This is a genomic window from uncultured Granulicatella sp. (assembly GCF_963516875.1).
Lineage (GTDB): Bacteria > Bacillota > Bacilli > Lactobacillales > Aerococcaceae > Granulicatella.
The window spans coordinates 1-26,356 of the sequence record NZ_CAUQCL010000024.1 but is presented as its reverse complement, the minus strand read 5'-3'; the positions used below and the strand labels follow the sequence as shown (position 1 = coordinate 26,356).

Below are 26,356 nucleotides of genomic sequence, written 5' to 3'. Positions count from 1 at the left end.
AAAATACCGACCTCCAAAAGTTAGATTTTTGGTCTAACTTTTTGGGGTCGGAACACGCAAGCGAATCTCATGCCTAAATTTTGAGCCTAGGTCTCAAAATTTCCTGTAATAAAAACCACAGTATGTGGTTTTTATTACTAATACTACAGTAGAAAGTCTATTCTTGTGGAAGGATCATAATGGAAGTACGTTACGAACTAGACTTTCTTACTGTAGTAAAGGACGGCAGTGGAAAGTCTATTCTTTTTTATTTGAATTTCTCACTTCACTATAAAATTATCCCAAAATACGCTATAATAAATCAGACAAATAGTAGTGAGTGAGGATAGAGATGAAAAAAAATGACCGTATAGAACTACAAATTGATGATTTAACGTATGAGGGAATGGGTGTTGCAAAAGTCGATGGATTTCCTCTTTTTATTGAAAATGCGCTGCCTGGAGAAAAAGTAGTGGCTCATGTTTTAAAAGTAGGGAAAAAATTTGGCTATGCCAAAGTTGTCGAATGGTTATCGACGAGTCCTGACCGTATTCCATTAGTTGATCCAAATGGCACTCGAGTGGGGACAATGCCTTTACAACATATGAAATATGAAGCTCAATTAGATTTTAAACAAAAACAAGTCAAACATGTCATGAATACAATTGCAAAAATGCCAGAGTTAGAAGTTCGTTCAACCATTGGAATGGAACATCCATTTGGATATCGTAATAAAGCGCAAATTCCTGTAAGAATGGTAGATGGCTTATTAACGACAGGTTTTTTTAAGAAAAACTCGCACGACTTAGTTCCAATCGAAGACTTTTATATTCAAGACCCAGAAATTGACCGTATTATTTTAGTCGTCAGAGATATTTTAAGAAAATTTACGATTGAAGCTTATGATGAAGAGAAACATACAGGTGATTTACGTCATATCATTGTTCGTAGAGGATTGCGTACTTCTCAAGTGATGATTATTTTAGTCACTCGTACAGAGAAATTCACTCAAAAAGAGTCAGTTGTAAGGCAAATCACTCAGCAATTACCAGAAGTGGTGTCCATTGTTCAAAATATTCAACCGCATCAATCGAATGTCATTATGGGTGCTCAAAAGAAAGTGTTATTTGGAGAAGATGCTTTCCAAGAAGAATTGATGGAATTTACCTTTACCATTAGTTCACGTTCATTTTTCCAAGTTAATACGATTCAAACGGAAGTGTTGTATCATGAAGCCATTCAAGCAGCTGGATTAACTGGAGATGAAACGGTAGTGGACGCTTATTGTGGAATCGGAACAATGAGTTTAGCTTTTGCAAAATGTGCTAAAAAAGTTTATGCCATGGAAATTGTACCGGATGCCATTCAAATGGCGAAAGAAAATGCACGAATCAATCAGATTGACAATGTAACATTCGAAGTGGGAGCGGCTGAAAAAGTTATGCCAACATGGGTAGAGTCAGGATTACAACCAGATGTAATTGTAGTCGATCCACCTAGAAAAGGATTAGATAGAGCCTTTATTGATGCAGCTGTTAAAACTAAAGCTAGAAAAATTGTTTATGTTAGCTGTAATCCTGCGACATTAGCACGTGATTTAGCATTATTCCAAGAAGAAGGGTATCAGGCACTGTATGCTCAACCAGTAGATATGTTCCCAATGACGACAGCGATTGAAACAGTAGCTGTATTAGAACGAGTGATTTAAGGAGGAAATATGAGAAGAGGATTTTATTTTGTTGTTGCATGGATTTCATTAGCATTAGGGATTGTAGGAATTGTTCTTCCAGTTTTGCCAACGACACCATTTTTATTATTAACGGTATTCTGTTTTTCAAAGAGTTCCAAAAGATTTGAAGAATGGTTTGCGAATACAAAATTATACCAAATTTATGTATCAGATTATTTAGAAACAAAATCCATTGCACGATCTCGTAAAAAGAAAATTATTATTTATATTTACATTTTAATGGGGATTTCCATTTATTTTGCCCCAATTATTTATGTAAAAATTGGTCTAGCTTTATTAACAGTGTTTATTACGTATTATCTCTTTAAAGTTATTCCAGATAAATAAGTATTGAAGTCTCCTGATGGAGGCTTTTTTATTTTAATAAATATGTACATAAAGGGAAAAAAGAATGAATTGAAAGAGTTTTTAATTAGGATTAGAATATATTTGAATAAAATTAGAATTTATAAGATAAAAGAAAGGCTATATTTTAGTAAAAGTAGGTGTTTGGGTATGAAAAAAATACATTTTAGGAAATTAATATTATTGCTTACGCTAGTGGGCGGAGTGTATAGTTCTCAGGTGATTTACGCAGAAACAGTAAATAGCAATAAAATTCATACATCTGAAGAAGCGGTGAATGAAGCATTTATCAAGCAGTTTCCTTATGCGGAACAATTTATAGATAAAGATGGAGTGCCAGCTAGGAGAATAAAAGCTCCAGATATTGGAGATAGATTTTTGAAAAAAGGAGAAACAAGAGAAAAAATTCGTAGAATCAATTTAAAGTATAAGAATACAGATAAAACATTTTCTAGAATTTATCAAACGCTTAGATATTTTGGAACGTATGAATCAGAAAAAGGTAGTCCTGAAACATTAGAAAAACAAGAATTTACTTATGAAGTGGATACACCCGAAGTAAATAAGAAAGAAGAAATATTAGAAGGTAAAATTACTCCTGAAATTCATGAAAAAGGAGAATTAGAAGAGGCTAAGCCGCCTATTCTAGAAGTTCCTGAATATATTGTTCCCCTTTCTAAAAAAGGAGATCCATTAGTCTTTAATCATCCAGAATATAAAGAAGAACAAAACAAAGATATTCCACCAGTTGTAGTGATCCCTAAAAAGGGAGAACCAAAGGAATCTGAAAAAACAAAAGTTCCTGAAGAACCAAAAGAAGAAACTACAAAAGAAAAAACGAAGGAAGCAGAAAATACTATTCCAGAAACAACGAAAACAGAGGAGAAGAAAGATCCACAATTACCTCGAACAGGAGAGAGTATTGATGGAGGAGTAATTACTGTTGCTTTTATTAGTTTAGTGACGGCAATGCTTCTATTAGTAGTTAGTTTAAAAGAAAAAATAAAATAACAATCGAAAAACGCATCTCGTCTTAAGAATGAGATGCGTTTTTTAATGATAAAATAATTGGTTGATGTTTATAAGAATAATACAATTGAATCGTCATAGGAACCCAAATGAGTGGTTCACAGAAGATAACCCCCATATATCCAGTTGAAGGAATAATGAAGAGTACAAATAAAATTTTCCCAAATAATTCAATGAAACTTGAAATTAATGGCGTAATTTTTTGACCTAATCCTTGTAAACTGTTTCGAAGGACTAGTAACACGGCTAATACTGGATAAAAGGATGAACTAATGCGATTATAAAGCGATGCATTGGAGATTAGTTCAGGATCAGTAGAGCCAGAAATTAATTCATTTAATGCGGGGCTGGCAAAAAATAATGTAATAGCAACAAAGATTGTCCATATAATTGCAACCATACTTCCTACAAAGATACCCCGTTGAATTCTCTGAGGACGATTTGCTCCTAAGTTCTGAGAAGTAAAGGTTGTTAAGGAGGATGCAATCGCTGAAACAGGTAGCATCGAAAATGACATAATTCTTCTTGCAGAAGTTTGAGCGCTAATGATTGTTGCACCAAGTGCGTTAATAGAAGTTTGTAAAGTGACTGTACCAATAGAAACAATCGAAGTCATCAATCCCATTGCTAATCCTTGTCCTAATAAATCAAGATAGAGTTCTTTATCCCATACAAAGTGTTCTTTTTGAGGAAGAAGAAAATTGGCTCTTCTTCGGATATAGAAGAAACAAAGAATAGCAGATACTCCTTGAGAAATAATTGTTGCTAGACCTGCTGATTGCACACCCAGGTGTAATTGAGTAATAAAGAATAAATCTAAAATAATATTTACAATAGCAGAAAATATTAAAAAATATAATGCTGCTTGACTATCTCCAACTGCACGAAGTAATCCAGCACAGAGATTATAAGCAAATGTTACTCCCACACATAGGACAATCATATGAATATATTGGTACGATAAATCAATGATTTCAGTTGGAGTTCCTAAAAATTCTAATAAAGGATACATCCCAAAGTGACCGATTGTTGAAACTAAGAAGCTAAGAGCTAGCCCAATTACTAATGTTGAAGCAACTGCTTGTTTTAATTGCGTCATATCTTGTGCACCAAAACAGCGAGCGATGACAACGCCCATACCATTTCCTACTCCAAGCGCAAACCCGATAACAAGTTCGAAAATGGCAGCAGTAGCACCAACACCTGCAAGAGCATTTGGTCCTAAATAACGACCGACAATCATAATATCCGCAGTGTTATATAGTTGTTGGAAAATATTTGAAATTAAGATGGGAATTGCAAAAGCAATAATAGAACGTAAAATAGGTCCATCTAGTAAATTAACAGAAGTTTTTTTAAACATAATAAAGTTTTATCATCTTCCTCCTTATTTGAATTGATACTATTTTATCAAAAAAACAGAATGATTGACAATGGTTATAGTAATGTTTAATATAATAAAATTAGATATATTGGAGGAGTTATAATGTCAATGATAACAATAATTTTAGGAACTTTAGTAGCTATGGAATTCTTTTATATTTTTTACTTAGAAACAGTTGCTACGGTATCTGCTAGTACAGCACGAGTTTTTAAAATGGAAGAAGAAGAATTAAGACGTCCGTCAGTCACTACATTATTTAAAAATCAAGGAGTATACAATGGGTTAATTGGAGTTTTAATCCTAATCTCTATTTATGTGATTCCAAGTATTAGTTGGCTTGTTCTTTTGCTAGCTTATATCATTTTAGTAGCGTTATATGGTAGTGTAACGAGTGATAAAATGATTCTTTTGAAACAAGGTGGATTAGCCATTTTAACATTAATAACACTATTATTTTAAAAAAAAAGAAGAATGAAAGCTTAAAATAGCTCTCATTCTTCTTTTTATAAGCGAACAATAGAATGTTCTACGAAAGTTCGATAACACATTATTTGCTTGTTGTTATAAGAATCGATGACTTTTAATAACATTTGAAAGGCGCTTCTACCAAGTTCCAATGTATGAATATTAACATATGCAGTCATTGGAAGTAGTGGTGGATTTGAGTCAAATGTTAGAACTGGAACAGAAATTTGATTTTCATTTAAAAATCTTAGAGCTCCTTCCGTAATTAAAGCATCGGTTGTTACAACTCCATCGATGGATTCTCGTTCGATTATACTCTTCATGGTTTGATATCCACGTTCTCTCGTAAATTCCCCAACGTGAGAGATTAATCCTTCTTTAATCGGAATAGCATAATGTTCAAGTGCTTTTTTATAACCAATTAAACGATCTTGCGACACGAATAATTGATGACGTCCGCTAATAAATGCAATAGATGAACAGCCTTCTTTTATCATATATTCAGTAGCATCAAATCCAGCTTTTTCATTATTATTATCTACAAATGAAATAAAGGGTGATAAAGATTTTCCGATTACGACACTAGGAAATTCTTGTTCAATTGCTAATTCCACTAATGGATCATCTGTTTCCCCATAAAGAAATATAATCCCGTCAACACGTCTCCCTAAAATGGTGTCTTTTAAAATTTTTAAACGTTGTTCGTCATCTTTTCCAGTACATAGCTGAATTAAATAATGATGATCTGCGGCAATTTGAGAAATCCCTCGAATAACTTCTGGGAAGAAAGAGTTTTGATAAAATGCATCCGTATCTCTTGGTAGGACGACACCAATGACATTGGTTTTATTGCTAGCCAAGCTTCGAGCGTTGAAATTAGGATGGTAATTAAGAGCTTCCATTGCTTGGCGCACTCTTTTTTTAGTTGCTTCACTAATGCTGGATTTATCTTGAATGACACGAGTGACAGTTGAAGGTGATACTTCAGCCAGTCGAGCAACATCTTTAATGGTGACAGCCATTTAAATCCTCCTTTTTCTTTGATTATAAAAAATCTGGGCGGGAAAACAATGTTAACCAGCCCAGAGTAAAAATCATCTTAAGATTTGATAGCTCCGTCAACCATACCTTTCATGATATGTTTTTGAGCAATTAAGAATAGGATGATGACTGGTAACATAATTAATAGAGTTGATGTTAAAATCATATCCCATTGTTTCGTAAATGATCCTGCAAAGTTAGATACTGCGATTGGAAGTGTTTGAATTGCATTTCCTTTACCTAATAATAATAGAGGTAATAAGAAGTCGTTCCAAATCCAAATACCATTTAAGATTAAAATCGTTACATAGATTGGTTTTAAAATTGGTAATACAACGTAGAAAAATGTTTGCATTTTATTACATCCATCTAATTCAGCAGCTTCTTCGATTTCAAGTGGAACACCTTTAATGAAACCGTGGAACATGAATACAGATAGAGACATTCCAAATCCAGTATAAGCAAAGATGATACCAGGATAAGTACGTAATAAGCTAAATCCGAATAAAGGATTTGTAATTGTATCACTTAAAATTTTGAACCAAGTTACTAATGGATACATTACAACTTGGAAAGGAATTACCATTGATGCTACAAAGATGAAGAATACTACAGTTGATAATTTAGAACGATAACGAACTAATCCCCAAGCAGCTAATGCTGAGAATAGAGTAATCGTTACTAATGAAATGACTGTAATAATTGTTGAAGCAAAAAATGATGATGGGTATTTAATGGAAGGATTGTTCCAAATTGTTACCGCATTTGTCCAAAGTTGACCGAAACTTGCAGGCCATGATAATGGACTAGCTAAGATCTCAGCAGAACTTTTAGCTGAGTTAATCACTAATAAAAAGATTGGGCTTAAGAATAATAAGAATAAAACAGCTCCAAAAATTTCTAAAAGTAATAAGCCGATTTTTTGGTTTTTCATTATAAGTCAATCTCCTTCCGTTTAGTGATTGTTGTTTGAACAATACTAATCACTACTAAGATGAAGAATAAAATAACTGCACGAGCTTGACCTTGTGCCATTAAGTTATCTCCTGAAGCAGTGTTATAAATGTTCATTGTAATAAACTCTGTACTTTGGATAGCTTTATCATGCCATAATAGAGATGGTCCACCACCAGTAAGTGAGAAGTTTACATCGAAAATTTTAAATGAGTTTGTAATTGTTAAGAATAGTGATACCGTAAACGCAGGCATTACCATTGGAATAATAATATGTTTTAATCTTTGGAAAGCATTAGCTCCATCAAGAGAAGCAGATTCTACTAAACTTGAAGGTACATTTTGTAATGCTGCAAAGTAAATCATCATAATATAACCAGCATATTGCCATGTGTTCGTGATGATCAAAGCTAATACAGCTAATTTAACATCACCTAAAAATAGGTTTTCGACTAAAAACTGACTACCAATTGCTGAACCTAAAGCAGGGAATACTGAGTTATAAATGAATTGCCAAATATACCCTAATACAAGTCCCCCGATAAGGTTAGGAATAAAGAATCCAGCTCTGAAAATATTACTTAATTTAATTTTACTAGCTACTAGTAAAGCTAAACCGAATGATACAAAGTTTACAACGACTACGTTAAATAATGCGAAAATAACAGTAATCATTAATGAATATTGGAAACGAGTATCAGCAAAGCTGTCTGTAAAGTTTTTTAATCCAACAAAGTTAATTTTAGTTTGAGTAACACTCTTCCAGTCTGTTAGGGAATAATAGAAACCTAAGAAGAAAGGTACAATAATTACGAGTGCAAAAATGATAAATGCCGGTAGCACAAGCCAGTAAAACGTACGTCTTGCGCGATCGTCACGACTAAGAGCTTTTTTATTCTTAGACATGTTAGGGTTCCTCCTTTTATGTATTGCTGAGGTATTAATAACAGCAAACCCACAACGACCGTTGTAAGTAGTTGTGGGCCTGTGTTACATACTTAATTGTTATTTTTGAAGTAAGCTTGGTACTTCTTTGATTTGATTTGTGATCAATTCTTGGAATTTAGCTTTGTCGATTGAACCTTGAGCGTATTGTCCAAAGATTGGTCCTAATTTACCCATTAAGAAGTTGTCAGGCATGAAGTATGGGTTATCGAATGAGTAAACAGGTTTTTTAGCAGCAACCCATTCAGCTAAGAATTTAGATAATGGAGCGCTTGGCATTTCTTTAGATGTAGAGAATGCTGAAATCATGTTAGCTTTGTTTACTGTGTAGTCTTGACCTTCTTTAGTATCAACTAAGTCAGAGAAGAATTTGTTGATTGAATCTAAAGCTTTAGTGTCTTTGTTAACTACATAGTAAGATGGAGCACCGATGAATAATCCATCAGCATTTTTGTCTTTTCCTAAAGTTTGATAAGGAATGAATCCCATTTCGAATTTAGCGTTTAATTGTTTTAAGTTAGGATCTTTCCAGTTACCTTGGTGTAAGAATGCTGCTTTACCACTAGCAAATGCAGAGTCCATATCTTCTTGAGTACCAACAGTTAATAATTTTTTCTCAGTATGTTTGAATAATAATTCAACCCAGTCAGCATAGTTAGATAAACGAGCTTTGTCAGTTTCACCTTTAACTACTTGTTGAGTAACTGTACGGTCTCCGTTTGGTAAACCAGAACTTAAGTAAGCAGCGAAGTCGTGGATACCCATGATCCAAGTTTCACCTTCTTTAGTAGCAGTTGCTACTACTGTAGATAAACCTAATTCATCTTTTTTGCTTTCTAATGTATCCATTGCTTTTTGAACTGCATCAAATGAAGTTAATGAAGCAGGGTCAATACCAGCTTTAGATAATACTTCTTTATTGTAAGCTAAACCGTAACCTTCAACAGCTACTGGGAATCCATAAACATCGTTTCCTTGTTTGAATTCGAATTCTGTTTTATCAATCCAGTCACCTTTAAGTGGTTGTAAGTTATCTTTCCATAAGTCGTATCCAGCTTGACCTTCAATTACGAATACGTCTGGAGCAGTCCCAGCAGTAAATTCAGTTTTTAATTGATCTGAAATTTTACATGAACCAGAACATGTTTTAATGTTTACTGTAACTCCGTTTTTGTCGCCCCATTCTTTAGCGTATGCTGTTAAAGCATCTTGAATTTCACTCTTGTTACTATATAAAGTGAATTCTTTCTTACTTTCAGAAGAGCCTCCTTTTGAAGAGTCTGATGATTTGCTGCCGCAAGCTGCTAATGCTAAACCAGCTAAGCCGACAACGAATGATTTTTTAAGCCATGTGTTTGCCATTGTTTTTTCCTCCCTTGAGATATATTCAGTTAACGCAAACGATTTCTTAACTGGCTTTAGTATACTGCTTTTGGAAATCGTTTGCAAGACTTTTTTTATAAAAAAATAAAAAAATTTTAGCGGTTACATTTTAACGGACATTTTGTTAATTTATATAGCTACTAATATTAATAGGTAAAAATGCGGTAATATAAACGTTTTCTTTTAAAAATGTTTTTATAAAAAATTGAAATTTTACTTGCTTTTTTATTTTTTTTCTAATAGTATTAAGGCAAACGGTTGCGTAAGTTTATAATTTACGTATCCAAAATAGATGGATAAAGAAAAGAGGGTAATACTGTATGAAAGAAAGACAATCTGGTGTGTTAATGCATATTTCTTCATTACCGGGGAAATATGGAATTGGTTCATTTGGAAAATCTGCTTATGATTTTGTAGATTTTTTAGTACGTAGTAAACAAACTTATTGGCAAATTCTTCCATTAGGAACAACAAGTTATGGAGATTCTCCGTATCAATCTTTTTCAGCATTTGCTGGGAATACACATTTCTTAGATTTTGATCAATTTGTTCAAGAAGGTCTATTAACGACTGAAGAATTAGCGGGTAATTGGGGAGAAGATGCAACGACTGTTGATTATGCGTTAATTTATGAAAAAAGAAGACCTATTTTAGAAAAAGTTGTTCAACGTTTCTTAGAAAAAGAAGATTTAACGAATTACTATCGTTTTGTAGAAGAAAAAGCAGAATGGTTAGAACCATTTGCAGAATATATGGCGATTAAAGAAAGCTTTGATATGAAGAGTTGGACTAATTGGTCTGATGAAGACATTAAACGTCGTCATCCAGAAGCTTTAGCTGCTTATCGTGAAAAATTAGCAGATAAATTAGAGTATCACCGTGTGACTCAATATTTATTTGATAAACAATGGAAAGCGTTGAAACAATATGCGAATGAACATCATATTCAAATTATTGGAGATATGCCAATTTATGTTGCAGAAGATAGCGTTGAAATGTGGGCAACACCACATTACTTTAAAACAGATGAAGTAGGTAATGCGGCTTGTGTAGCAGGATGTCCACCAGATGGATTCTCACCATTAGGACAATTATGGGGAAATCCTATTTACAATTGGAGAGCGATGAAATTAGATGGCTTTACTTGGTGGATTAAACGATTGAAAGCAAGCTTTGAATTGTTTGATGTTGTTCGAATTGACCATTTCCGTGGTTTTGCAGCGTACTGGGAAATTCCAGCAGGAGCTACAGATGCTACTGGTGGGGTATGGGTAAAAGGTCCAGGATTTGACTTATTTGAAGCTGTGAAAAATGAACTTGGCGATTTGCCAATTATTGCCGAAGATTTAGGATTTATGGATGATGCTGTAATTGAATTGCGTGAAGCAACAGGATTCCCAGGAATGAAAATTTTAGAATTTGGATTTATGGGAGCGCAAGTAAGTAGCACAGATTTACCACATTATTATCCTGTAAACTCTGTTTCTTACACAGGAACACACGACAACGATACAGTATTAGGTTGGTATGAATCTGCAACAGATGAAGAACGTGATTTCTGTAATCGTTATTTAAATCGTACAGATGAGCCAATTAGTTATGCAATGTTACGAAGTCTGTATGGTTCTGTAAGTAAAATGACCATTGCCACAATGCAAGATTTATTACAATTGGATACAACAGCTCGTATGAATATTCCAAGCACTCTTGGTGGAAATTGGGTGTGGAGAATGCAAGAGGGAGATATTACGCCAGAAGTAGAAAGCTTCCTATTAGAAATTACAGAATTATATGATCGTTCAAACGAACAGTTGTAGGGTTAACAAGTAGAAGGAGAAAAAAATGCAAACATTAAAACAATATGTAGAAAGTAACTACCAAAAATCATTAGGAGAATGTTCAAAAGAAGAAGTATATGTAGCTTTATTACATTATACAAAAGAAAAAAGTGCAGCATTACCAGAAAATGAAGGGAAGAAAAAAGTTTATTACATTTCTGCAGAATTTTTAATTGGTAAATTACTATCAAATAATTTAATTAACTTAGGGATTTATGATGAAGTAAAAGAAGAATTAGAAGCTGAAGGACATACTTTAGCAGAAATTGAAGAAATTGAATTAGAACCATCATTAGGAAACGGTGGATTAGGTCGTTTAGCAGCTTGCTTCTTAGATTCTATTGCAACTCTTGGTTTACCAGGGGATGGGGTTGGATTAAATTATCACTTTGGTTTATTTGAACAAAAATTCAAAGACAATCAACAAAACGCAGTACCAAATCAATGGTTAACTCCAGATAGCTGGTTAGTTCCAACTAATGTTTCATATGAAGTGCCATTTGCAAACTTTACATTGAAATCAAAAATGTTTAATATTGCTGTTTTAGGTTATGAACAATCTCATAAAAATCAATTACATTTATTCGATGTAGATACAATTGATGAATCATTAGTTCATGATGACTCAATCGCATTTGACAAAACAAAAATTGCTGAAAACTTAACATTATTCTTATATCCAGATGATAGTGATGAGCATGGGGAGTTATTACGTATTTATCAACAATACTTCATGGTAAGTAATGGAGCTCAATTATTATTAGATGAAGCAGTTGCTAAAGGAAGTAACTTACATGACTTAGCAGACTATGCAACAGTTCAAATTAATGATACTCACCCATCAATGGTTATTCCTGAATTAATTCGTTTATTAGGCGAACGTGGAATTGAATTTGATGAAGCAGTTGAAATTGTTCGTTCAATGACAGCTTATACAAACCACACAATTTTAGCAGAAGCTTTAGAAAAATGGCCTTTACATTACTTAGAACAAGTAGTACCTCACTTAGTGCCAATTATTAAAGAATTAGATGCTCGTGTAAGAGCTCAATTTGACGATGCAAGTGTAGCGATTATTGACGAATATAACCGTGTTCATATGGCAAATATGGATATCCACTATGGATATAGCGTGAATGGTGTAGCAGCATTGCATACAGAAATTTTAAAACAAAGCGAATTGAAGAATTTCTATGAAATTTATCCAGAGAAATTCAATAATAAAACAAACGGGATTACATTCCGTCGTTGGTTAATGCATGCGAACCCAGAATTAGCTAAATTATTAGATCGTACAATTGGAAAAGAATACCGTCATGATGCAACAAAATTAGAAGCGTTAAAAGCTCATACACATGATTTAGAATTCCAAGAAACATTAAAAGGAATTAAACGTAACAATAAATTACGTTTGAAACACTTCTTACAAGAACACCAAGGTGTAACGGTTAAAGAAGATTCAATTTTTGATGTTCAAATTAAACGTATGCATGAATATAAACGTCAACAAATGAATGCATTATATGTGATTTATAAATATTTAGATATTAAAAATGGTAACATTCCTGCAAAACCAATCACAATTATCTTTGGAGGGAAAGCTGCTCCTGCATATGTGATTGCGCAAGATATTATTCATTTAATTTTATGTTTATCTGAATTAATTGCGAATGACCCAGAAGTAAGTCCACACTTACAAGTGGTAATGGTAGAAAACTACAATGTTACTGCAGCAACTCACTTAATTCCTGCAGCAGATATTTCTGAACAAATTTCATTAGCTTCAAAAGAAGCAAGTGGAACAGGTAATATGAAATTCATGTTAAATGGTGCGTTAACATTAGGAACATTAGACGGAGCAAATGTGGAAATCCATGAATTAGTTGGAGATGAAAACATTTATGTCTTTGGTGAAGATAGCGACACTGTTATTAAACATTATGAAAATAGTGATTACCATTCACATTCATATTATGAAAGAGAATCGATTCGTCCGTTAGTAGACTTTATCGTAAGTGATGCTTTAGTATCATTAGGAAATAGAGAGCGTTTAGAAAGATTATTCAATGAACTAATCAATAAAGACTGGTTCATGACTTTATTAGACTTAGAAGACTATATCCAAACAAAAGAACGTATGTTAGTAGATTATCACGATCGTGAAAATTGGATTGCAAAAGTAATTACAAACATTGCAATGGCTGGTTTCTTCTCAAGTGACCGTACAATTGAAGACTACAACCGTGATATTTGGAAATTAAACTAATAGAACGAAAAATGAAGGAGTAAGAAATGACGAGAGTTGTTTCTTGCTTCTTTTTTAGGTTAAAATAGAATCAAAAAACTAGGAAAGGATGATAAAATGAAAATAATTATGTCACCTGCAAAAGAAATGACGACAGATTTCCCATTGGAAAAAGATTGGGTACTAACGGAAGATAGTCAAATAATTGTATCATTATTAGAAAGCTATACGAAGGAAGAACTGAAGAAATTACTGAAAGTTAGTGATACTTTATTAGAGGAAAATTGGTTGAAAATCGAAAACTTTCGAGAAAGTATAACTTACCATGCGATGGATTTGTATCAAGGATTAGCATTTCGCAGTTTTAAACAAGTAGCCGATTGGAATGAACATCGAGATTATGCAGTGAAACATATTCGGATTCTTTCAGCGTTATATGGAGCAATTAGTCCAGAGGAATGTGTGAAGCCATATCGTTTAGATTTAACGATGAGTTTGAAAGTAGAAGGAGAAACACTAAAAAAATATTGGAAAGAAAGAATCGCAACTTCGTTTGAAGAAGGAGAGTGCATCGTCAACTTAGCAAGTAGTGAGTTTTCTTCGTTATTTAACAAAAAAGAATATGATTGGGTAGATATTGAATTCTTTGAGAAAAAAGAAGGGATGTTAAAACAACATTCTACTATTTCGAAGAAAGCAAGAGGAAAAATGGCAGCGTGGATGATGAGCCAACGTGTTCAAGAAAAAGCTAAATTAGAAAATTTTGATTTAGATGGTTTTAGATATGATGCATCACTTTCAAAGGAAAATCATTATTGTTTTGTAAAAGAAGTATAGGCAGTCTGTATAAAATGAATGAAAGAGAACAATTAAAATATACACAAAAACTATAAAAAGAAATAGCCTACACCCGTTGACGAAGTTGAATAATTATGGTACTATGTCAAAGGTGCTTTTATACCTGATTCCTGATTAGAAATCATATCAGTCGTGCTGACTGGTAAAAAGGCCACTGAGAGAGACATTTATGTGTCTTTTAATTTTTACAAAAAAATGGACCACCAGGATGTGTGGACCAAGAAGAACCCGATAGGGAAGGAGGAAGAGCTAAATGCCAACAATTAACCAATTAGTCCGTAAACCTCGTAAATCAGCAGTTGAGAAATCAGCTTCTCCAGCGTTAGGTAAAGGATATAACAGCTTTAAAAAATCACAAACGAATACAAACTCTCCACAAAAACGTGGTGTATGTACTCGTGTAGGTACAATGACACCTAAAAAACCTAACTCAGCGTTACGTAAATATGCCCGTGTACGTTTATCAAACTTAATCGAAGTAACTGCGTACATTCCAGGTATCGGTCACAACTTACAAGAACACAGCGTAGTATTAATCCGTGGTGGACGTGTAAAAGACTTACCAGGGGTACGTTACCACATCATCCGTGGTGCTTTAGACACTGCTGGAGTTAACAACCGTATGCAAGGTCGTTCTAAATACGGTACAAAACGTCCTAAAAAATAATTTAGGTTAACAAAACAAAAATAATAATTAATAACTCAAAATGATGAAAGGAGGATTATAAATGCCTCGTAAAGGTCCTGTCGCAAAACGTGATGTTTTGCCTGATCCAATTTATAATTCAAAATTAGTTACTCGTTTAATCAACCGTTTAATGGTAGATGGTAAACGTGGTAAAGCAGCAACAATTTTATACAATGCATTTGACATCGTTAAAGAACAAACTGGAAATGATCCAATGGAAGTGTTCGATCAAGCTATGAAGAACATTATGCCAGTATTAGAAGTTAAAGCTCGCCGTGTTGGTGGTTCTAACTATCAAGTGCCAGTTGAAGTTCGTTCAGACCGTCGTACTACATTAGGTTTACGTTGGTTAGTAAACTACTCACGCTTACGTGGTGAAGACACTATGGAAGTTCGTTTAGCTCGTGAAATCATGGATGCAGCGAACAACACAGGTGCTTCTGTTAAAAAACGTGAAGATACTCATAAAATGGCAGAAGCAAACAAAGCGTTTGCTCACTATCGTTGGTAAGATTCAAAAAGCCTTCGGGCTTTTTAATCTATGCATAAATTAACTATTAAATAAAGAGGTGTAGAACGAAGATGGCAAAGAGAGAATTTACTCTTCAAAACACGCGTAATATCGGTATCATGGCTCACATTGACGCAGGAAAAACTACTACAACTGAGCGTGTACTTTATTACACTGGTAAAATCCATAAAATTGGTGAAACTCACGAAGGTGCTTCACAAATGGACTGGATGGAACAAGAACAAGAACGTGGTATCACTATCACATCTGCTGCTACAACAGCACAATGGAAAGGTCACCGTATTAACATCATCGACACACCAGGGCACGTGGACTTCACAGTGGAAGTAGAACGTTCTCTACGTGTATTAGATGGAGCTGTTGCGGTACTTGATGCACAGTCTGGGGTTGAACCTCAAACAGAAACTGTATGGCGTCAAGCTACAACATATGGTGTTCCTCGTATCGTATTTGCTAACAAAATGGATAAAATCGGTGCAGATTTCTTATATTCTGTTCGTACAATTCATGAACGTTTACAAGCAAATGCTCACCCAATTCAATTACCAATCGGTGCTGAAGATGAGTTTTCAGGTATCATCGATTTAATTAAAATGAAAGCTGAAATCTATACTAATGACTTAGGTACAGATATCCAAGAAACAGATATTCCTGAAGATTTACAAGATTTAGCAGAAGAATGGCGTGAAAAATTAGTGGAAGCAGTAGCTGAAACTGATGAAGAATTAATGGAACGCTATTTAGAAGGCGATGAAATTTCACAAGAAGAATTAAAAGCAGCTATCCGTAAAGCTACATGTGCTGCTGAATTCTACCCAGTATTATGTGGATCAGCTTTCAAAAACAAAGGGGTACAATTAATGTTAGATGCGGTAGTTGACTACTTACCATCACCATTAGACGTACCAGCTATTAAAGGGATTGATCCTAACACTGATGAAGAAACAGAACGTCATTCCTCAGATGAAGAACCATTCTCAGCATTAGCGTTTAAAGTTATGACTGACCCATTCGTAGGTCGTTTAACATTCTTCCGTGTGTACTCTGGTACTTTACAATCAGGTTCATACGTTAAAAACTCAACTAAAGGTAAACGTGAACGTGTAGGACGTATCTTACAAATGCACGCTAACTCACGTCAAGAAATTCCTGAAGTATTCTCAGGAGATATCGCTGCAGCAGTAGGTCTTAAAGATACAACTACTGGGGACACATTATGTGATGAAAAAGCAGAAGTTATCTTAGAGTCTATGGAATTCCCTGATCCAGTTATCGAAGTAGCGATTGAACCAAAATCAAAAGCTGACCAAGATAAAATGGGTATTGCTTTACAAAAACTTGCAGAAGAAGACCCAACATTCCGTGCTTACACTAACCAAGAAACTGGTGAAACAGTTATCGCAGGTATGGGTGAGTTACACTTAGACATTATTGTTGACCGTATGCGTCGTGAATTCAAAGTTGAAGCTAACGTAGGTGCTCCTCAAGTATCTTACCGTGAAACATTCCGTGCTTCTACTCAAGCAGAAGGTAAATTCGTTCGTCAATCAGGTGGTAAAGGTCAATACGGTCACGTATGGATTGAGTTTGCTCCTAACGAAGAAGGTGCTGGATTTGAATTCGAAAATGCTATCGTCGGTGGGGTAGTTCCTCGTGAATACATCCCAGCTGTAGAAGCAGGATTGAAAGATGCTATGGAAAACGGGGTATTAGCTGGTTATCCATTAGTTGACATCAAAGCTAAATTATATGATGGAAGCTACCACGATGTCGATTCATCAGAAACTGCCTTCAAAGTTGCTGCTTCAATGGCATTGAAAGCTGCTGCTAAGAAAGCTCAACCAGCAATTTTAGAACCAATGATGGCTGTTGAAATTACAGTTCCAGAAGAATACTTCGGAGATGTAATGGGTCACGTTAACGCTCGTCGTGGACGCGTTGAAGGTTCTGAAGTTCGTGGTAACGCACAAATCGTTAAAGGTATGATTCCTTTATCAGAAATGTTCGGTTACGCAACTACATTACGTTCTGCAACACAAGGTCGTGGTACATTCTCAATGACATTCGATCACTACGAAGATGTTCCTAAGAGCATTGCAGAAGAAATCATTAAGAAAAATGGCGGAAATGGCGAATAATGAGTCGCTAAAATCGCAACTTCATCAAAGAAGCTAGGTCAACTGGTTACCTAGCGTAACCAGTTGATTTTTATAGGTATTCTTTGGTATAATTTAAATCGGTAGATACTGTTATAGAATCTAACAAAAATACTCAAACATTTAGGAGGAATTATTAAAAATGGCAAAAGAAAAATTTGACCGTTCAAAACCACACGTTAACATTGGTACAATCGGCCACGTTGACCACGGTAAAACAACTTTAACTGCAGCTATCACAACTGTTTTAGCTAAGAAAGGTTTCGCACAAGCTCAAGATTACGGTTCAATCGACAAAGCTCCAGAAGAACGCGAACGTGGTATTACTATCAACACTGCACACGTTGAGTACGAAACAGAAACTCGTCACTATGCTCACGTTGACTGCCCAGGACACGCGGACTACGTTAAAAACATGATCACTGGTGCTGCTCAAATGGACGGTGCTATCTTAGTAGTATCTGCAGCTGACGGCCCAATGCCTCAAACACGTGAACACATCTTATTATCACGTCAAGTAGGTGTACCTTACATCGTAGTATTCTTAAACAAAGTTGACATGGTTGACGATGAAGAATTATTAGAATTAGTAGAAATGGAAGTTCGTGACTTATTATCAGAATACGATTTCCCAGGAGACGACACTCCAGTTGTTTCTGGTTCTGCTTTACGCGCTTTAGAAGGCGATGCATCTTACGAAGAAAAAATCTTAGAATTAATGGCTGCTGTTGACGAATATATCCCAACTCCAGAACGTGACACTGACAAACCATTCATGATGCCAGTCGAAGACGTATTCTCAATCACTGGTCGTGGTACTGTAGCTACAGGACGTGTTGAACGTGGACAAGTTCGTGTTGGTGACGAAGTAGAAATCGTTGGTATTTCTGAAGAAACTTCTAAAACAACTGTTACAGGTGTTGAAATGTTCCGTAAATTGTTAGACTACGCTGAAGCTGGGGATAACATTGGTACATTATTACGTGGTGTTACACGTGACAACATCGAACGTGGACAAGTTCTTTCTAAACCAGGAACAATCACTCCACATACAAAATTCAAAGCTGAGGTTTACGTATTAACTAAAGAAGAAGGCGGACGTCACACTCCATTCTTCTCTAACTACCGTCCTCAATTCTACTTCCGTACAACAGACATCACTGGTGTTTGTGTGTTACCAGAAGGTACTGAAATGGTAATGCCTGGTGACAACGTAACTATGGAAGTTGAATTAATTCACCCAGTTGCGATCGAAGAAGGTACTAAGTTCTCTATCCGTGAAGGTGGACGTACTGTAGGTGCTGGTATCGTAGCTAACATCGAAAAATAATTTTAATTAAATTGATTTTCAATCCTCCCTTTTGGGAGGATTTTTTTGTATTTGAACAATTAAGTCTAATTGATAACAGTTCTCAATATAGATTGCTGATTTTAGGTAGAGATTAATTAAAATTTATGCTACTCTATATCAGTAAAATTATAATGAATAGGAGGCGTTTGGAATGATAGAACTGATTGCAACAGTTGAATCGATCCAACAAGCGCAAGCACTACTAGAAGCAGGAGTAGATGTATTGTGCTTCGGTGAAGATCTATTTGGTTTAAGATTACCAATGTCATTTTCACGTGATGAACAAAAAGAATTAACAGAATTGGTACATCGCTATGGTAAAAAAGTAAATGTAGTGGTTAATGCAATTTTTCATAATGAAGGAATTGCGCAAGTTCCGGAGTATTTACAATTTTTAAAATCAATTAATGTAGATATGATTACAGTAGGAGATCCTGGAGTTGTTCAAATTATGAAGAACCCAGAATACTCCATTCCTTATTATTATGACGCTGCTGTGTTAGTAACAAGTAGTCGTCAAGTTAATTTCTGGGCTAAGCGTGGAGCGATAGGTGCAGTGATTGCTAGAGAAATTCCAAGAGCAGAAATGGAAATTTTAGCGAGCCAAGTGGAAGTGCCAATTGAAGTGTTAGTTTATGGTGCAACATGTATCCATCATTCTAAACGACCATTATTACAAAATTACTTTAACTATATTGAGAAGAAGGAAAGTGTTGAGAAAAAACGTGGGTTATTCGTGAGTGAACCGGCAGATGAAGATTCTCATTATTCCATTTATCAAGATATTAATGGTACACATATTTTTGCAAATAATGATGTATCCCTTGCGCCTTATTTATTAGAATTAACTCAAATGGGTGTTCCTCAATGGAAATTTGATGGAGTATTAACACCTGGTGAGAACTTTGTTAAAGTAGTTCAATTGTTTGATAATGCTCGTAAAGAAATTGAAGCTGGTACTTGGACTGTAGAAAAAAGTGCAAGCTTAGAATTACAAGTGAGAGAACTTCATCCACAACAACGTGGTTTAGATGCAGGATTTTATATTTTAAATCCAGAAGATGTGAAATAGGAGAGAGACGAATGGGAAGAAAAATTTTGAAAAAACCAGAAGTTCTTGCTCCAGCAGGAACACTTGAAAAATTAAAAACAGCCATTTTATATGGTGCAGATGCAGTATTCTTAGGAGGGGAAGCTTACGGACTAAGAAGTCGTGCAGGGAACTTTGATTTTGAAGAGATGAAAGAAGCAGTTGAATTTGCGCATAGCCATAATGCTAAAGTATATATTGCAGCGAATATGGTGACTCACGAAGGAGATGAAAAAGGTGCGGGAGAATTTTTCCGTACAGTTCGTGACCTTGGAATTGATGCTGCGATTATTAGTGATATGGCATTAATGGATATTTGTGCTTCAGAAGCTCCAGGATTACCAATTCACCTTTCAACACAAGCTTCTGCTGCAAACTGGGAAACTTTAAACTTCTGGAAAGATGAAGGATTAGAACGTGTTGTTTTAGCTCGTGAAGTTTCTATGGCAGAAATTCAAGAAATGCAAGAAAAAGTGGATGTTGAAATTGAAGCATTCATTCATGGTGCAATGTGTATTTCATATTCAGGTCGTTGTGTATTGTCAAACCATATGGTACGTCGTGATGCGAACCGTGGAGGATGTGCGCAATCTTGTCGTTGGAAATATGGTTTGTTTGATATGCCATTTGCTAATGAGAAAAATATGGTTGGTGCTGGAGAAGAAGGTATTGAAGAGAAATTCTCTATGAGTGCGGTTGACTTATCAATGATTCACAATCTGCCAGATTTAATCGAAGCTGGAGTAGATAGCTTGAAAATTGAAGGACGTATGAAATCTATTCACTATGTTTCAACAGTGGCCAATGTATACCGTGCTGCAGTAGATAGTTATTGTGAAGATCCAGATAATTATGTATGTAAACAAGAATGGGTAGATGAATTATGGAAAGCAGCTCAACGTGAGTTAGCAACAGGATTCTATTATCAAATTCCTACTGAAGAGGAACAATTATTTGGTGCTCGTCGTCAAATTCCGCAATATGCATTCGTAGGTCAAGTGTTGGAATATGATCCAGAAACTCAAATTGCAACGATTCAACAAAGAAATAATTTTAAAGTTGGAGACCATATTGAGTTTTATGGACCAGGCATGCGTCATCATGAAGAAGTTTTAACAACTCTATGGGATGAAAAAGGTGAAGAAATCGAAGCGGCTCCTCATGCAATGATGATTTGTAAGATGAAAGTAACTGAACCAGTGAAACCATTAGACATGATTCGAAAAAGAAGGTAAAATAAATAAAAATAATTGATAGAAAAGGAGACGATTATGTCATTACCAAATTGTCCAAAATGTAATTCAGAATACACATATGAAGATGGTGTATTATTAGTTTGTCCGGAGTGTGCTCATGAATGGGAACCTGGACAAGAAGTTGAAGAAGGCGGAGTAGTTGCTATTGATGCAAATGGCAACCGTTTAGAAAATGGAGATACTGTAACAGTTATTAAAGATTTAAAAGTTAAAGGTGCTCCAAAAGATATTAAACAAGGAACTCGTGTGAAAAACATTCGTATCGTAGAAGGTGACCATAATATTGATTGTAAAATTGATGGTTTCGGTGCAATGAAATTAAAATCAGAATTCGTTAAAAAAATCTAATGAGTTTAAGTGAGGCTGGAGATTATCTCCAGCTTTTTTTGTGATTTGTTAAAAAACTTAAAAATATTTCAAAAGAAGTTTGACGTAAAAATTTCCAGAGAATATAATGAAGAGGAATACTAGTTAAAGGATGGAAATTTTCACGTGGCTCAACAAAATATGATGCAGGAACCTCAAAAAAATTCTAAATATAAACGTGTAGCGGCCCTTGATGGTTTTAAAGGAATGATGATTCTTGCAATTATAGGATATTATTATTTTCAAAATTACTTGCCAGGTGGTTTTTTTGCAGTAAATGCATTTTTTGCGATAGGTGGTTATTTAGCATTTCGTGATAATAAGCATTTGTTTCATAAAAAACCAGTAGAATGGCATTTATTATCAAAACTGTCTCGATTATGGCTTCCTATGTTATTTATGATTATTGGGACGGTAGCATTTTTATTTATCGCATTACCGGAACAATTAAAAAATATTAGGATGATGTCAATATCGTCTTTAGTATTTTTCAATAATTATTATCAAATTATTAATCAACAATCTTATTTTGTACAATCGATAAATCCAAGTCCGTTTGTTCATTTATGGTATGTATCCCTTTATTTACAATTAATGTTAATAGCTGTTGGAATTCGGAAACTATTTAACCGTTTAAACTTATTGCGAATGCAGGAAAGTTTAGTCTTGTTTATTCTTAGTGTTCTTTCAGCATTGTTAATGACTGTCATGTATATGATACAAAAAGATCCTTCATATATTTATTACGCAATTTCAACTAGGATTTTCTCGTTCCTATTAGGGGGAGTTTTAAGTTACTTTACAGAAGGGCAATTATCTCTTCGTTTACCTAGAAGTAAATCTGCTTCATTAGTCATTCAATTGCTTGGACTTATAAGTCTTTTTTTAATGGGATGGATGGCACTAAGTTTTAATGGAGTACAAGATGAAACGTACTTGTATGGGATGCAACTATTTTCTGTTATTTCTATGGTGTTCTTATGGAGTATATTATATGAAAATTCTGTATTGAATTACTTCTTGCGCTTCAGAGGTTTTACAGTTTTTGGTAGAAGAAGTTTTTCTTATTACTTATGGTTTTATCCAGTGCATATGTTTGCTCCGTATTTTCAAAATGGAGAAGAATCGAATATAGCATTTTTAGGGCTTCAATTGCTTTCTATTGTTGTATTAGCAGAAATTACTTATAAAGTGTTTGAAACTAAAAAATGGATGGTACCCTTCGGACAAACTTTTAGTTTAATGAGTATTCATCATTTTGCAGTGAAAGAGTTGCCTCCGGTTAAAAAGATAATAGGAATGGCCTTTTCATTTACTTATGTTATTTTAATAGGATTAGCATTTGTTGGTTTTATCCAATCATCTACGGAAACGAATTTGGTTGCACAACAATTAGAGACTGTTATAAAACGTAACCAAGAATTGATTGAACAAACAACGCAAGAAGAAAGTACAACTGTTAATCCAAATAAAAAAATTGAATTAAAAGAACAGATTGCTCAAGAGACAATAACATTTGTAGGAGATTCAATTTTATTAGCAGCAGCAGATAAAGTTCAAGAATTATTCCCTAAAGCAATTATTGATGGAAAAATAGGAAGACAATTATATTCTAGTCCGGCAACTTTACAAGACTTAATTTCAAAAGGGAAAATGTCTGATAGAGTTGTAACAGTTTTAGGAACGAATGGTACTTTCTCTCAAAAACAATTAGATGAATATATTCGAATTCTTGGAGAAGATAGAGAGTTATACTTCGTGACCATATTTGCTCCAGTGAAATGGAATAATGAAGTGAATCAGCAATTGCATGAAGCAAAAAATCGCCATGCAAATGTACATATTATTGATTGGTATGAATTAGCAAAAAATCATGCAGAATGGTTCTATGAAGATAAAATTCATCCGAATAACCAAGGGGCAGAACAATTTGCAGAGTATTTATTAGATTCAATTACTCAATTTAAAATGAATGAGTAACATTTAACACCATTGAAAGTAGTTTGATAACTATTTCAATGGTGTTTTTGTTTATAAAAAGTAAAAAACAGATGTTAAAATGTGTACTTATTTTATATGAGAAATGTGAGAGAATGAGCTAAAAAGCTTGAGAAAACCTCATTATTTTGGTATATTAATGGTAAATGCAAAAGGAAAGAGGAAATTGTTTGCAAAGTGCTAGTCACAGTCTTCGATTAATGGGAGCGTCTATTACGTTAACGATTTTCCATGAAGATGCACAAAATTTATTGTTACAGAGTGAACAACTGTTACATCTTTACAAAAATCGTTTCAGTGCCAATGATATTGATTCAGAACTAATGGAGATTAATTTACAAGCTGGAAAAAAAGCTGTTCAAGTTCATCCAGATTTGTTTGAATTAATTGAGTTAGGGAAGAAACATAGTATTGCAGCGAATAGTCATCTCAATATTGCGATTGGACCATTAGTTCAAACATGGAGAATTGGTTTTTCAGATGCTAAACTCCCTTCAAAAGAAGAGATTCAAACTTTATTACAAATAACGAATCCAGAGGAAATCGTATTGGATAACTCAAAACAGGAAGTTTATTTATCAAAAGTTGGAATGCGAATCGATTTAGGAGCTTTAGCGAAAGGATATATTGCTGATAAATTAAAAGATTTTTTGGTAGAACAAGGAGTTCAATCAGGAATAATTAATTTAGGAGGAAATATTCTTACAATTGGAGAAAATCCAACCTACCAAAGACCGTGGAGAATTGGAATCCAAAATCCAATATTAGATAGAGGAGAACATCTTGCAGTAATAGCTGTATCAGATGTATCTGTTGTAACTTCAGGGATTTATGAACGTCAATTAGTGGTAGATGGAAAAACTTATCATCACATTTTCGATCGGAAAACAGGTTACCCGATGGAAACAGAAGTTGCAAGTTTAACGATTGTAGCTGAAAAATCAGTAGATTGCGAAATATGGACGACACGTTTATTTGGACAAAATCCATATGACATTATCGAAGAAATCGAACAACAACCTGGACTGGAAGCATTTGTGATTACAAAAAATCAAAAAATGATGTATACATCTGGAATTCAATTTGTTTAATTAGAGATGTATAGAAAGGAATTATTATGACAAAATTTATTGCACTTGTTGGAACAAACTCACAACGTTCTACAAACCGTACTTTATTACAATATATGCAAAAACATTTTGCAAAAAAAGTTGAAATTGAATTAGTGGAAATTAAAGATCTACCATTATTCAATAAACCCGCTAACAAACAAGTTCCAGAACTTGTAAAAGAAATTGCTGCTAAAATTGAAGCTGCTGATGGAGTAATTATTGGAACTCCAGAATATGATCACGCTATTCCAGCAGTATTAATGAGCGCATTAGCATGGTTATCTTATGGCATTCATCCATTATTAAATAAACCAGTTATGATTACAGGAGCATCTTATGGTACATTAGGTTCTTCACGTGCCCAATTACAATTACGTCAAATTTTGGACTCACCAGAATTAAAAGCAAATGTAATGCCAGGATCTGAGTTCTTATTATCTCACTCACTTCAAGCATTTGATAAAAAAGGTGATTTAATTGATTTAGATACAATTAAAAAATTAGATGCCCTATTTGATGATTTCCGTTTATTTGTTAAAATCACTCAAAAATTAAGAAGTGCTCAAGATTTATTACACAAAGAAGCAGAAAACTTTGATTGGGAAAATATTTAATAGCATAACAAGAGAGGAATATACATTATGAAATTTGTAGGACTTGTAGGTTCAAACGCTGAACTATCATATAACCGTAAATTATTGCAATTCATTCAACGTCAATTTAAATTAAAATTTGAATTAGAAGTTTTGGAAATCGATGAAGTTCCAGTATTTAATCAAGATGAAAAATGGGATGACAGTTTCCAATTACGTTATTTATATCACAAAATTACTCGTGCGGATGGAGTTATTATTGCAACACCAGAACACAATCATACAATTACAGCATCACTAAAAAGCGTTTTAGAATGGTTATCATTTAAAGTGCATCCATTTGAAAATAAACCAGTTATGATTGTAGGTGCTTCATACCATGATCAAGGTACATCACGTGCGCAAGTACATTTACGTAAAATTTTAGATGCTCCAGGTGTGAATGCATATACATTACCAGGAAATGAATTCTTATTAGGAAAAGCTAAAGAAGCATTCGATGAAAACGGAAATATCACAAATGAAGGAACTGTGAAATTCTTAGAATCTTGTTTAGATAACTTTGTAAAATATGTGGAGGTCGTTTCTAAATTGAAAAAACCAAAACCAATTGCTCCAGAAGATTTATATTGTACAAATCCAATTGCAACAACGATTCAAGGCGTTGACCCAGATGATCCGGATTGGGTAGAAAAAGCAGCAGAACTCGTTGGAGCTGTTTCAGGAGATACTTATGTAAAATTAGACCACGGTATCTTAACGGTTAACCAAATTGATATGTTTTTAAAAGCAATGCCATTTGAGTTAACATATGCAGATGATAACAACCAATTCTTGTATTACAATAACGCTCATCAAGAACCAAGTACAATGTTTGGTAAACGTGTACGTGTTCAAGCAGGTAGCAGATTAGGAACTGTTCATGCTTCATTACCACCTGCAAGAATGAAAAACGTTGAGTGGGTTGTAGGCGTATTACGTAATGGTGATCAAGAGTA

At 34.3% G+C, this 26,356-nt stretch carries 23 protein-coding genes; 18 read left to right on the top strand and 5 right to left on the bottom strand.

Annotated features, from left to right (window positions below; all coding sequences use genetic code 11):
- Positions 1 to 331 precede the first annotated feature (331 nt).
- From rlmD to RWM24_RS07880, 3 genes are all read left to right on the top strand, one after another.
- Positions 332 to 1,687, top strand: coding sequence for a 23S rRNA (uracil(1939)-C(5))-methyltransferase RlmD (gene rlmD / locus RWM24_RS07890; protein ID WP_314113175.1), 1,356 nt, complete (start codon positions 332 to 334; stop codon positions 1,685 to 1,687).
- Between the two features lie 9 nt (positions 1,688 to 1,696).
- Entirely contained in the window at positions 1,697 to 2,056 is a 360-nt protein-coding gene (locus RWM24_RS07885) for a YbaN family protein (RefSeq protein ID WP_314113173.1), read from the top strand.
- Positions 2,057 to 2,125: 69 nt separating this feature from the next.
- The gene (locus RWM24_RS07880) at positions 2,126 to 3,085 is read left to right on the top strand and encodes a hypothetical protein (RefSeq protein WP_314113172.1); all 960 of its coding nucleotides are present in this window, start codon (positions 2,126 to 2,128) and stop codon (positions 3,083 to 3,085) included.
- 22 nt (positions 3,086 to 3,107) lie between these two features.
- Here the strand turns inward: RWM24_RS07880 and RWM24_RS07875 are convergent, their stop codons facing one another.
- On the bottom strand, positions 3,108 to 4,466 hold the full coding sequence (locus tag RWM24_RS07875) for an MATE family efflux transporter (protein ID WP_314113170.1): 1,359 nt from the start codon (positions 4,464 to 4,466) through the stop codon (positions 3,108 to 3,110).
- 123 nt (positions 4,467 to 4,589) lie between these two features.
- Here RWM24_RS07875 and RWM24_RS07870 point away from each other — a divergent pair, with 123 nt between their 5' ends.
- Positions 4,590 to 4,946: a DUF1304 family protein gene (locus tag RWM24_RS07870; RefSeq protein WP_314113168.1), complete on the top strand. Its 357-nt coding sequence runs from the start codon at positions 4,590 to 4,592 to the stop codon at positions 4,944 to 4,946.
- 44 nt (positions 4,947 to 4,990) lie between these two features.
- Here RWM24_RS07870 and RWM24_RS07865 read toward each other — a convergent pair whose 3' ends face one another.
- From RWM24_RS07865 to RWM24_RS07850, 4 genes are all read right to left on the bottom strand, one after another.
- Complete coding sequence (locus RWM24_RS07865; RefSeq protein WP_314113166.1) at positions 4,991 to 5,974, bottom strand: LacI family DNA-binding transcriptional regulator; 984 nt, start codon at positions 5,972 to 5,974, stop codon at positions 4,991 to 4,993.
- Between the two features lie 77 nt (positions 5,975 to 6,051).
- Positions 6,052 to 6,927 (bottom strand): carbohydrate ABC transporter permease, encoded by an 876-nt coding sequence (locus tag RWM24_RS07860; protein WP_314113165.1) that lies wholly within the window; start codon positions 6,925 to 6,927, stop codon positions 6,052 to 6,054.
- Positions 6,927 to 7,853, bottom strand: a complete 927-nt coding sequence (locus RWM24_RS07855) for a sugar ABC transporter permease (RefSeq protein WP_314113163.1) — start codon at positions 7,851 to 7,853, stop codon at positions 6,927 to 6,929. Before RWM24_RS07855 ends, RWM24_RS07860 begins: the two co-directional genes overlap by 1 nt.
- A 99-nt stretch (positions 7,854 to 7,952) precedes the next feature.
- Positions 7,953 to 9,254 (bottom strand): extracellular solute-binding protein, encoded by a 1,302-nt coding sequence (locus tag RWM24_RS07850; protein WP_314113162.1) that lies wholly within the window; start codon positions 9,252 to 9,254, stop codon positions 7,953 to 7,955.
- Positions 9,255 to 9,595: 341 nt separating this feature from the next.
- Here RWM24_RS07850 and malQ point away from each other — a divergent pair, with 341 nt between their 5' ends.
- The 14 genes from malQ to RWM24_RS07780 form a co-directional block, all read left to right on the top strand.
- A complete protein-coding gene (gene malQ / locus RWM24_RS07845) occupies positions 9,596 to 11,092 on the top strand; it encodes a 4-alpha-glucanotransferase (protein ID WP_314113160.1) in 1,497 nt (498 codons plus the stop codon).
- Between the two features lie 25 nt (positions 11,093 to 11,117).
- Positions 11,118 to 13,379: a glycogen/starch/alpha-glucan phosphorylase gene (locus RWM24_RS07840; protein WP_314113158.1), complete on the top strand. Its 2,262-nt coding sequence runs from the start codon at positions 11,118 to 11,120 to the stop codon at positions 13,377 to 13,379.
- Between the two features lie 96 nt (positions 13,380 to 13,475).
- The gene (gene yaaA / locus RWM24_RS07835) at positions 13,476 to 14,195 is read left to right on the top strand and encodes a peroxide stress protein YaaA (RefSeq protein ID WP_314113157.1); all 720 of its coding nucleotides are present in this window, start codon (positions 13,476 to 13,478) and stop codon (positions 14,193 to 14,195) included.
- Positions 14,196 to 14,469: 274 nt separating this feature from the next.
- A complete protein-coding gene (rpsL, locus tag RWM24_RS07830; protein ID WP_005607493.1) occupies positions 14,470 to 14,883 on the top strand; it encodes a 30S ribosomal protein S12 in 414 nt (137 codons plus the stop codon).
- Between the two features lie 61 nt (positions 14,884 to 14,944).
- On the top strand, positions 14,945 to 15,415 hold the full coding sequence (gene rpsG / locus RWM24_RS07825) for a 30S ribosomal protein S7 (protein WP_227931867.1): 471 nt from the start codon (positions 14,945 to 14,947) through the stop codon (positions 15,413 to 15,415).
- Positions 15,416 to 15,486: 71 nt separating this feature from the next.
- Entirely contained in the window at positions 15,487 to 17,574 is a 2,088-nt protein-coding gene (gene fusA, locus RWM24_RS07820) for an elongation factor G (RefSeq protein ID WP_314113154.1), read from the top strand.
- 160 nt (positions 17,575 to 17,734) lie between these two features.
- Positions 17,735 to 18,922, top strand: coding sequence for an elongation factor Tu (gene tuf, locus RWM24_RS07815; protein ID WP_314113152.1), 1,188 nt, complete (start codon positions 17,735 to 17,737; stop codon positions 18,920 to 18,922).
- A 172-nt stretch (positions 18,923 to 19,094) separates the two neighbouring features.
- On the top strand, positions 19,095 to 20,015 hold the full coding sequence (locus RWM24_RS07810; protein WP_314113150.1) for a peptidase U32 family protein: 921 nt from the start codon (positions 19,095 to 19,097) through the stop codon (positions 20,013 to 20,015).
- An 11-nt stretch (positions 20,016 to 20,026) separates the two neighbouring features.
- On the top strand, positions 20,027 to 21,268 hold the full coding sequence (locus tag RWM24_RS07805) for a U32 family peptidase (RefSeq protein WP_314113148.1): 1,242 nt from the start codon (positions 20,027 to 20,029) through the stop codon (positions 21,266 to 21,268).
- Between the two features lie 36 nt (positions 21,269 to 21,304).
- The gene (locus RWM24_RS07800; protein ID WP_314113147.1) at positions 21,305 to 21,637 is read left to right on the top strand and encodes a zinc ribbon domain-containing protein YjdM; all 333 of its coding nucleotides are present in this window, start codon (positions 21,305 to 21,307) and stop codon (positions 21,635 to 21,637) included.
- A 144-nt stretch (positions 21,638 to 21,781) separates the two neighbouring features.
- On the top strand, positions 21,782 to 23,635 hold the full coding sequence (locus RWM24_RS07795; protein ID WP_314113146.1) for an acyltransferase family protein: 1,854 nt from the start codon (positions 21,782 to 21,784) through the stop codon (positions 23,633 to 23,635).
- Between the two features lie 188 nt (positions 23,636 to 23,823).
- A complete protein-coding gene (locus RWM24_RS07790; RefSeq protein ID WP_314113144.1) occupies positions 23,824 to 24,744 on the top strand; it encodes an FAD:protein FMN transferase in 921 nt (306 codons plus the stop codon).
- A 26-nt stretch (positions 24,745 to 24,770) separates the two neighbouring features.
- Entirely contained in the window at positions 24,771 to 25,379 is a 609-nt protein-coding gene (locus RWM24_RS07785; RefSeq protein WP_314113142.1) for an NADPH-dependent FMN reductase, read from the top strand.
- 27 nt (positions 25,380 to 25,406) lie between these two features.
- Positions 25,407 to 26,356, top strand: a 950-nt coding sequence (locus RWM24_RS07780) for an NAD(P)H-dependent oxidoreductase (RefSeq protein WP_314113141.1), incomplete at its 3' end; no start/stop codon positions are given.

Bases quoted from the DNA above. Each gene is read 5' to 3' on its own strand.
- rlmD (WP_314113175.1), top strand. From the start codon at position 332: ATGAAAAAAAATGACCGTATAGAACTACAAATTGATGATTTAACGTAT.
- RWM24_RS07850 (WP_314113162.1), bottom strand. From the start codon at position 9,254: ATGGCAAACACATGGCTTAAAAAATCATTCGTTGTCGGCTTAGCTGGT.
- RWM24_RS07865 (WP_314113166.1), bottom strand. From the start codon at position 5,974: ATGGCTGTCACCATTAAAGATGTTGCTCGACTGGCTGAAGTATCACCT.
- tuf (WP_314113152.1), top strand. From the start codon at position 17,735: ATGGCAAAAGAAAAATTTGACCGTTCAAAACCACACGTTAACATTGGT.
- rpsL (WP_005607493.1), top strand. From the start codon at position 14,470: ATGCCAACAATTAACCAATTAGTCCGTAAACCTCGTAAATCAGCAGTT.
- RWM24_RS07870 (WP_314113168.1), top strand. From the start codon at position 4,590: ATGTCAATGATAACAATAATTTTAGGAACTTTAGTAGCTATGGAATTC.
- RWM24_RS07800 (WP_314113147.1), top strand. From the start codon at position 21,305: ATGTCATTACCAAATTGTCCAAAATGTAATTCAGAATACACATATGAA.
- fusA (WP_314113154.1), top strand. From the start codon at position 15,487: ATGGCAAAGAGAGAATTTACTCTTCAAAACACGCGTAATATCGGTATC.
- RWM24_RS07875 (WP_314113170.1), bottom strand. From the start codon at position 4,466: ATGTTTAAAAAAACTTCTGTTAATTTACTAGATGGACCTATTTTACGT.
- yaaA (WP_314113157.1), top strand. From the start codon at position 13,476: ATGAAAATAATTATGTCACCTGCAAAAGAAATGACGACAGATTTCCCA.
- RWM24_RS07855 (WP_314113163.1), bottom strand. From the start codon at position 7,853: ATGTCTAAGAATAAAAAAGCTCTTAGTCGTGACGATCGCGCAAGACGT.
- RWM24_RS07810 (WP_314113150.1), top strand. From the start codon at position 19,095: ATGATAGAACTGATTGCAACAGTTGAATCGATCCAACAAGCGCAAGCA.
- RWM24_RS07885 (WP_314113173.1), top strand. From the start codon at position 1,697: ATGAGAAGAGGATTTTATTTTGTTGTTGCATGGATTTCATTAGCATTA.
- malQ (WP_314113160.1), top strand. From the start codon at position 9,596: ATGAAAGAAAGACAATCTGGTGTGTTAATGCATATTTCTTCATTACCG.
- rpsG (WP_227931867.1), top strand. From the start codon at position 14,945: ATGCCTCGTAAAGGTCCTGTCGCAAAACGTGATGTTTTGCCTGATCCA.
- RWM24_RS07840 (WP_314113158.1), top strand. From the start codon at position 11,118: ATGCAAACATTAAAACAATATGTAGAAAGTAACTACCAAAAATCATTA.
- RWM24_RS07805 (WP_314113148.1), top strand. From the start codon at position 20,027: ATGGGAAGAAAAATTTTGAAAAAACCAGAAGTTCTTGCTCCAGCAGGA.
- RWM24_RS07785 (WP_314113142.1), top strand. From the start codon at position 24,771: ATGACAAAATTTATTGCACTTGTTGGAACAAACTCACAACGTTCTACA.
- RWM24_RS07860 (WP_314113165.1), bottom strand. From the start codon at position 6,927: ATGAAAAACCAAAAAATCGGCTTATTACTTTTAGAAATTTTTGGAGCT.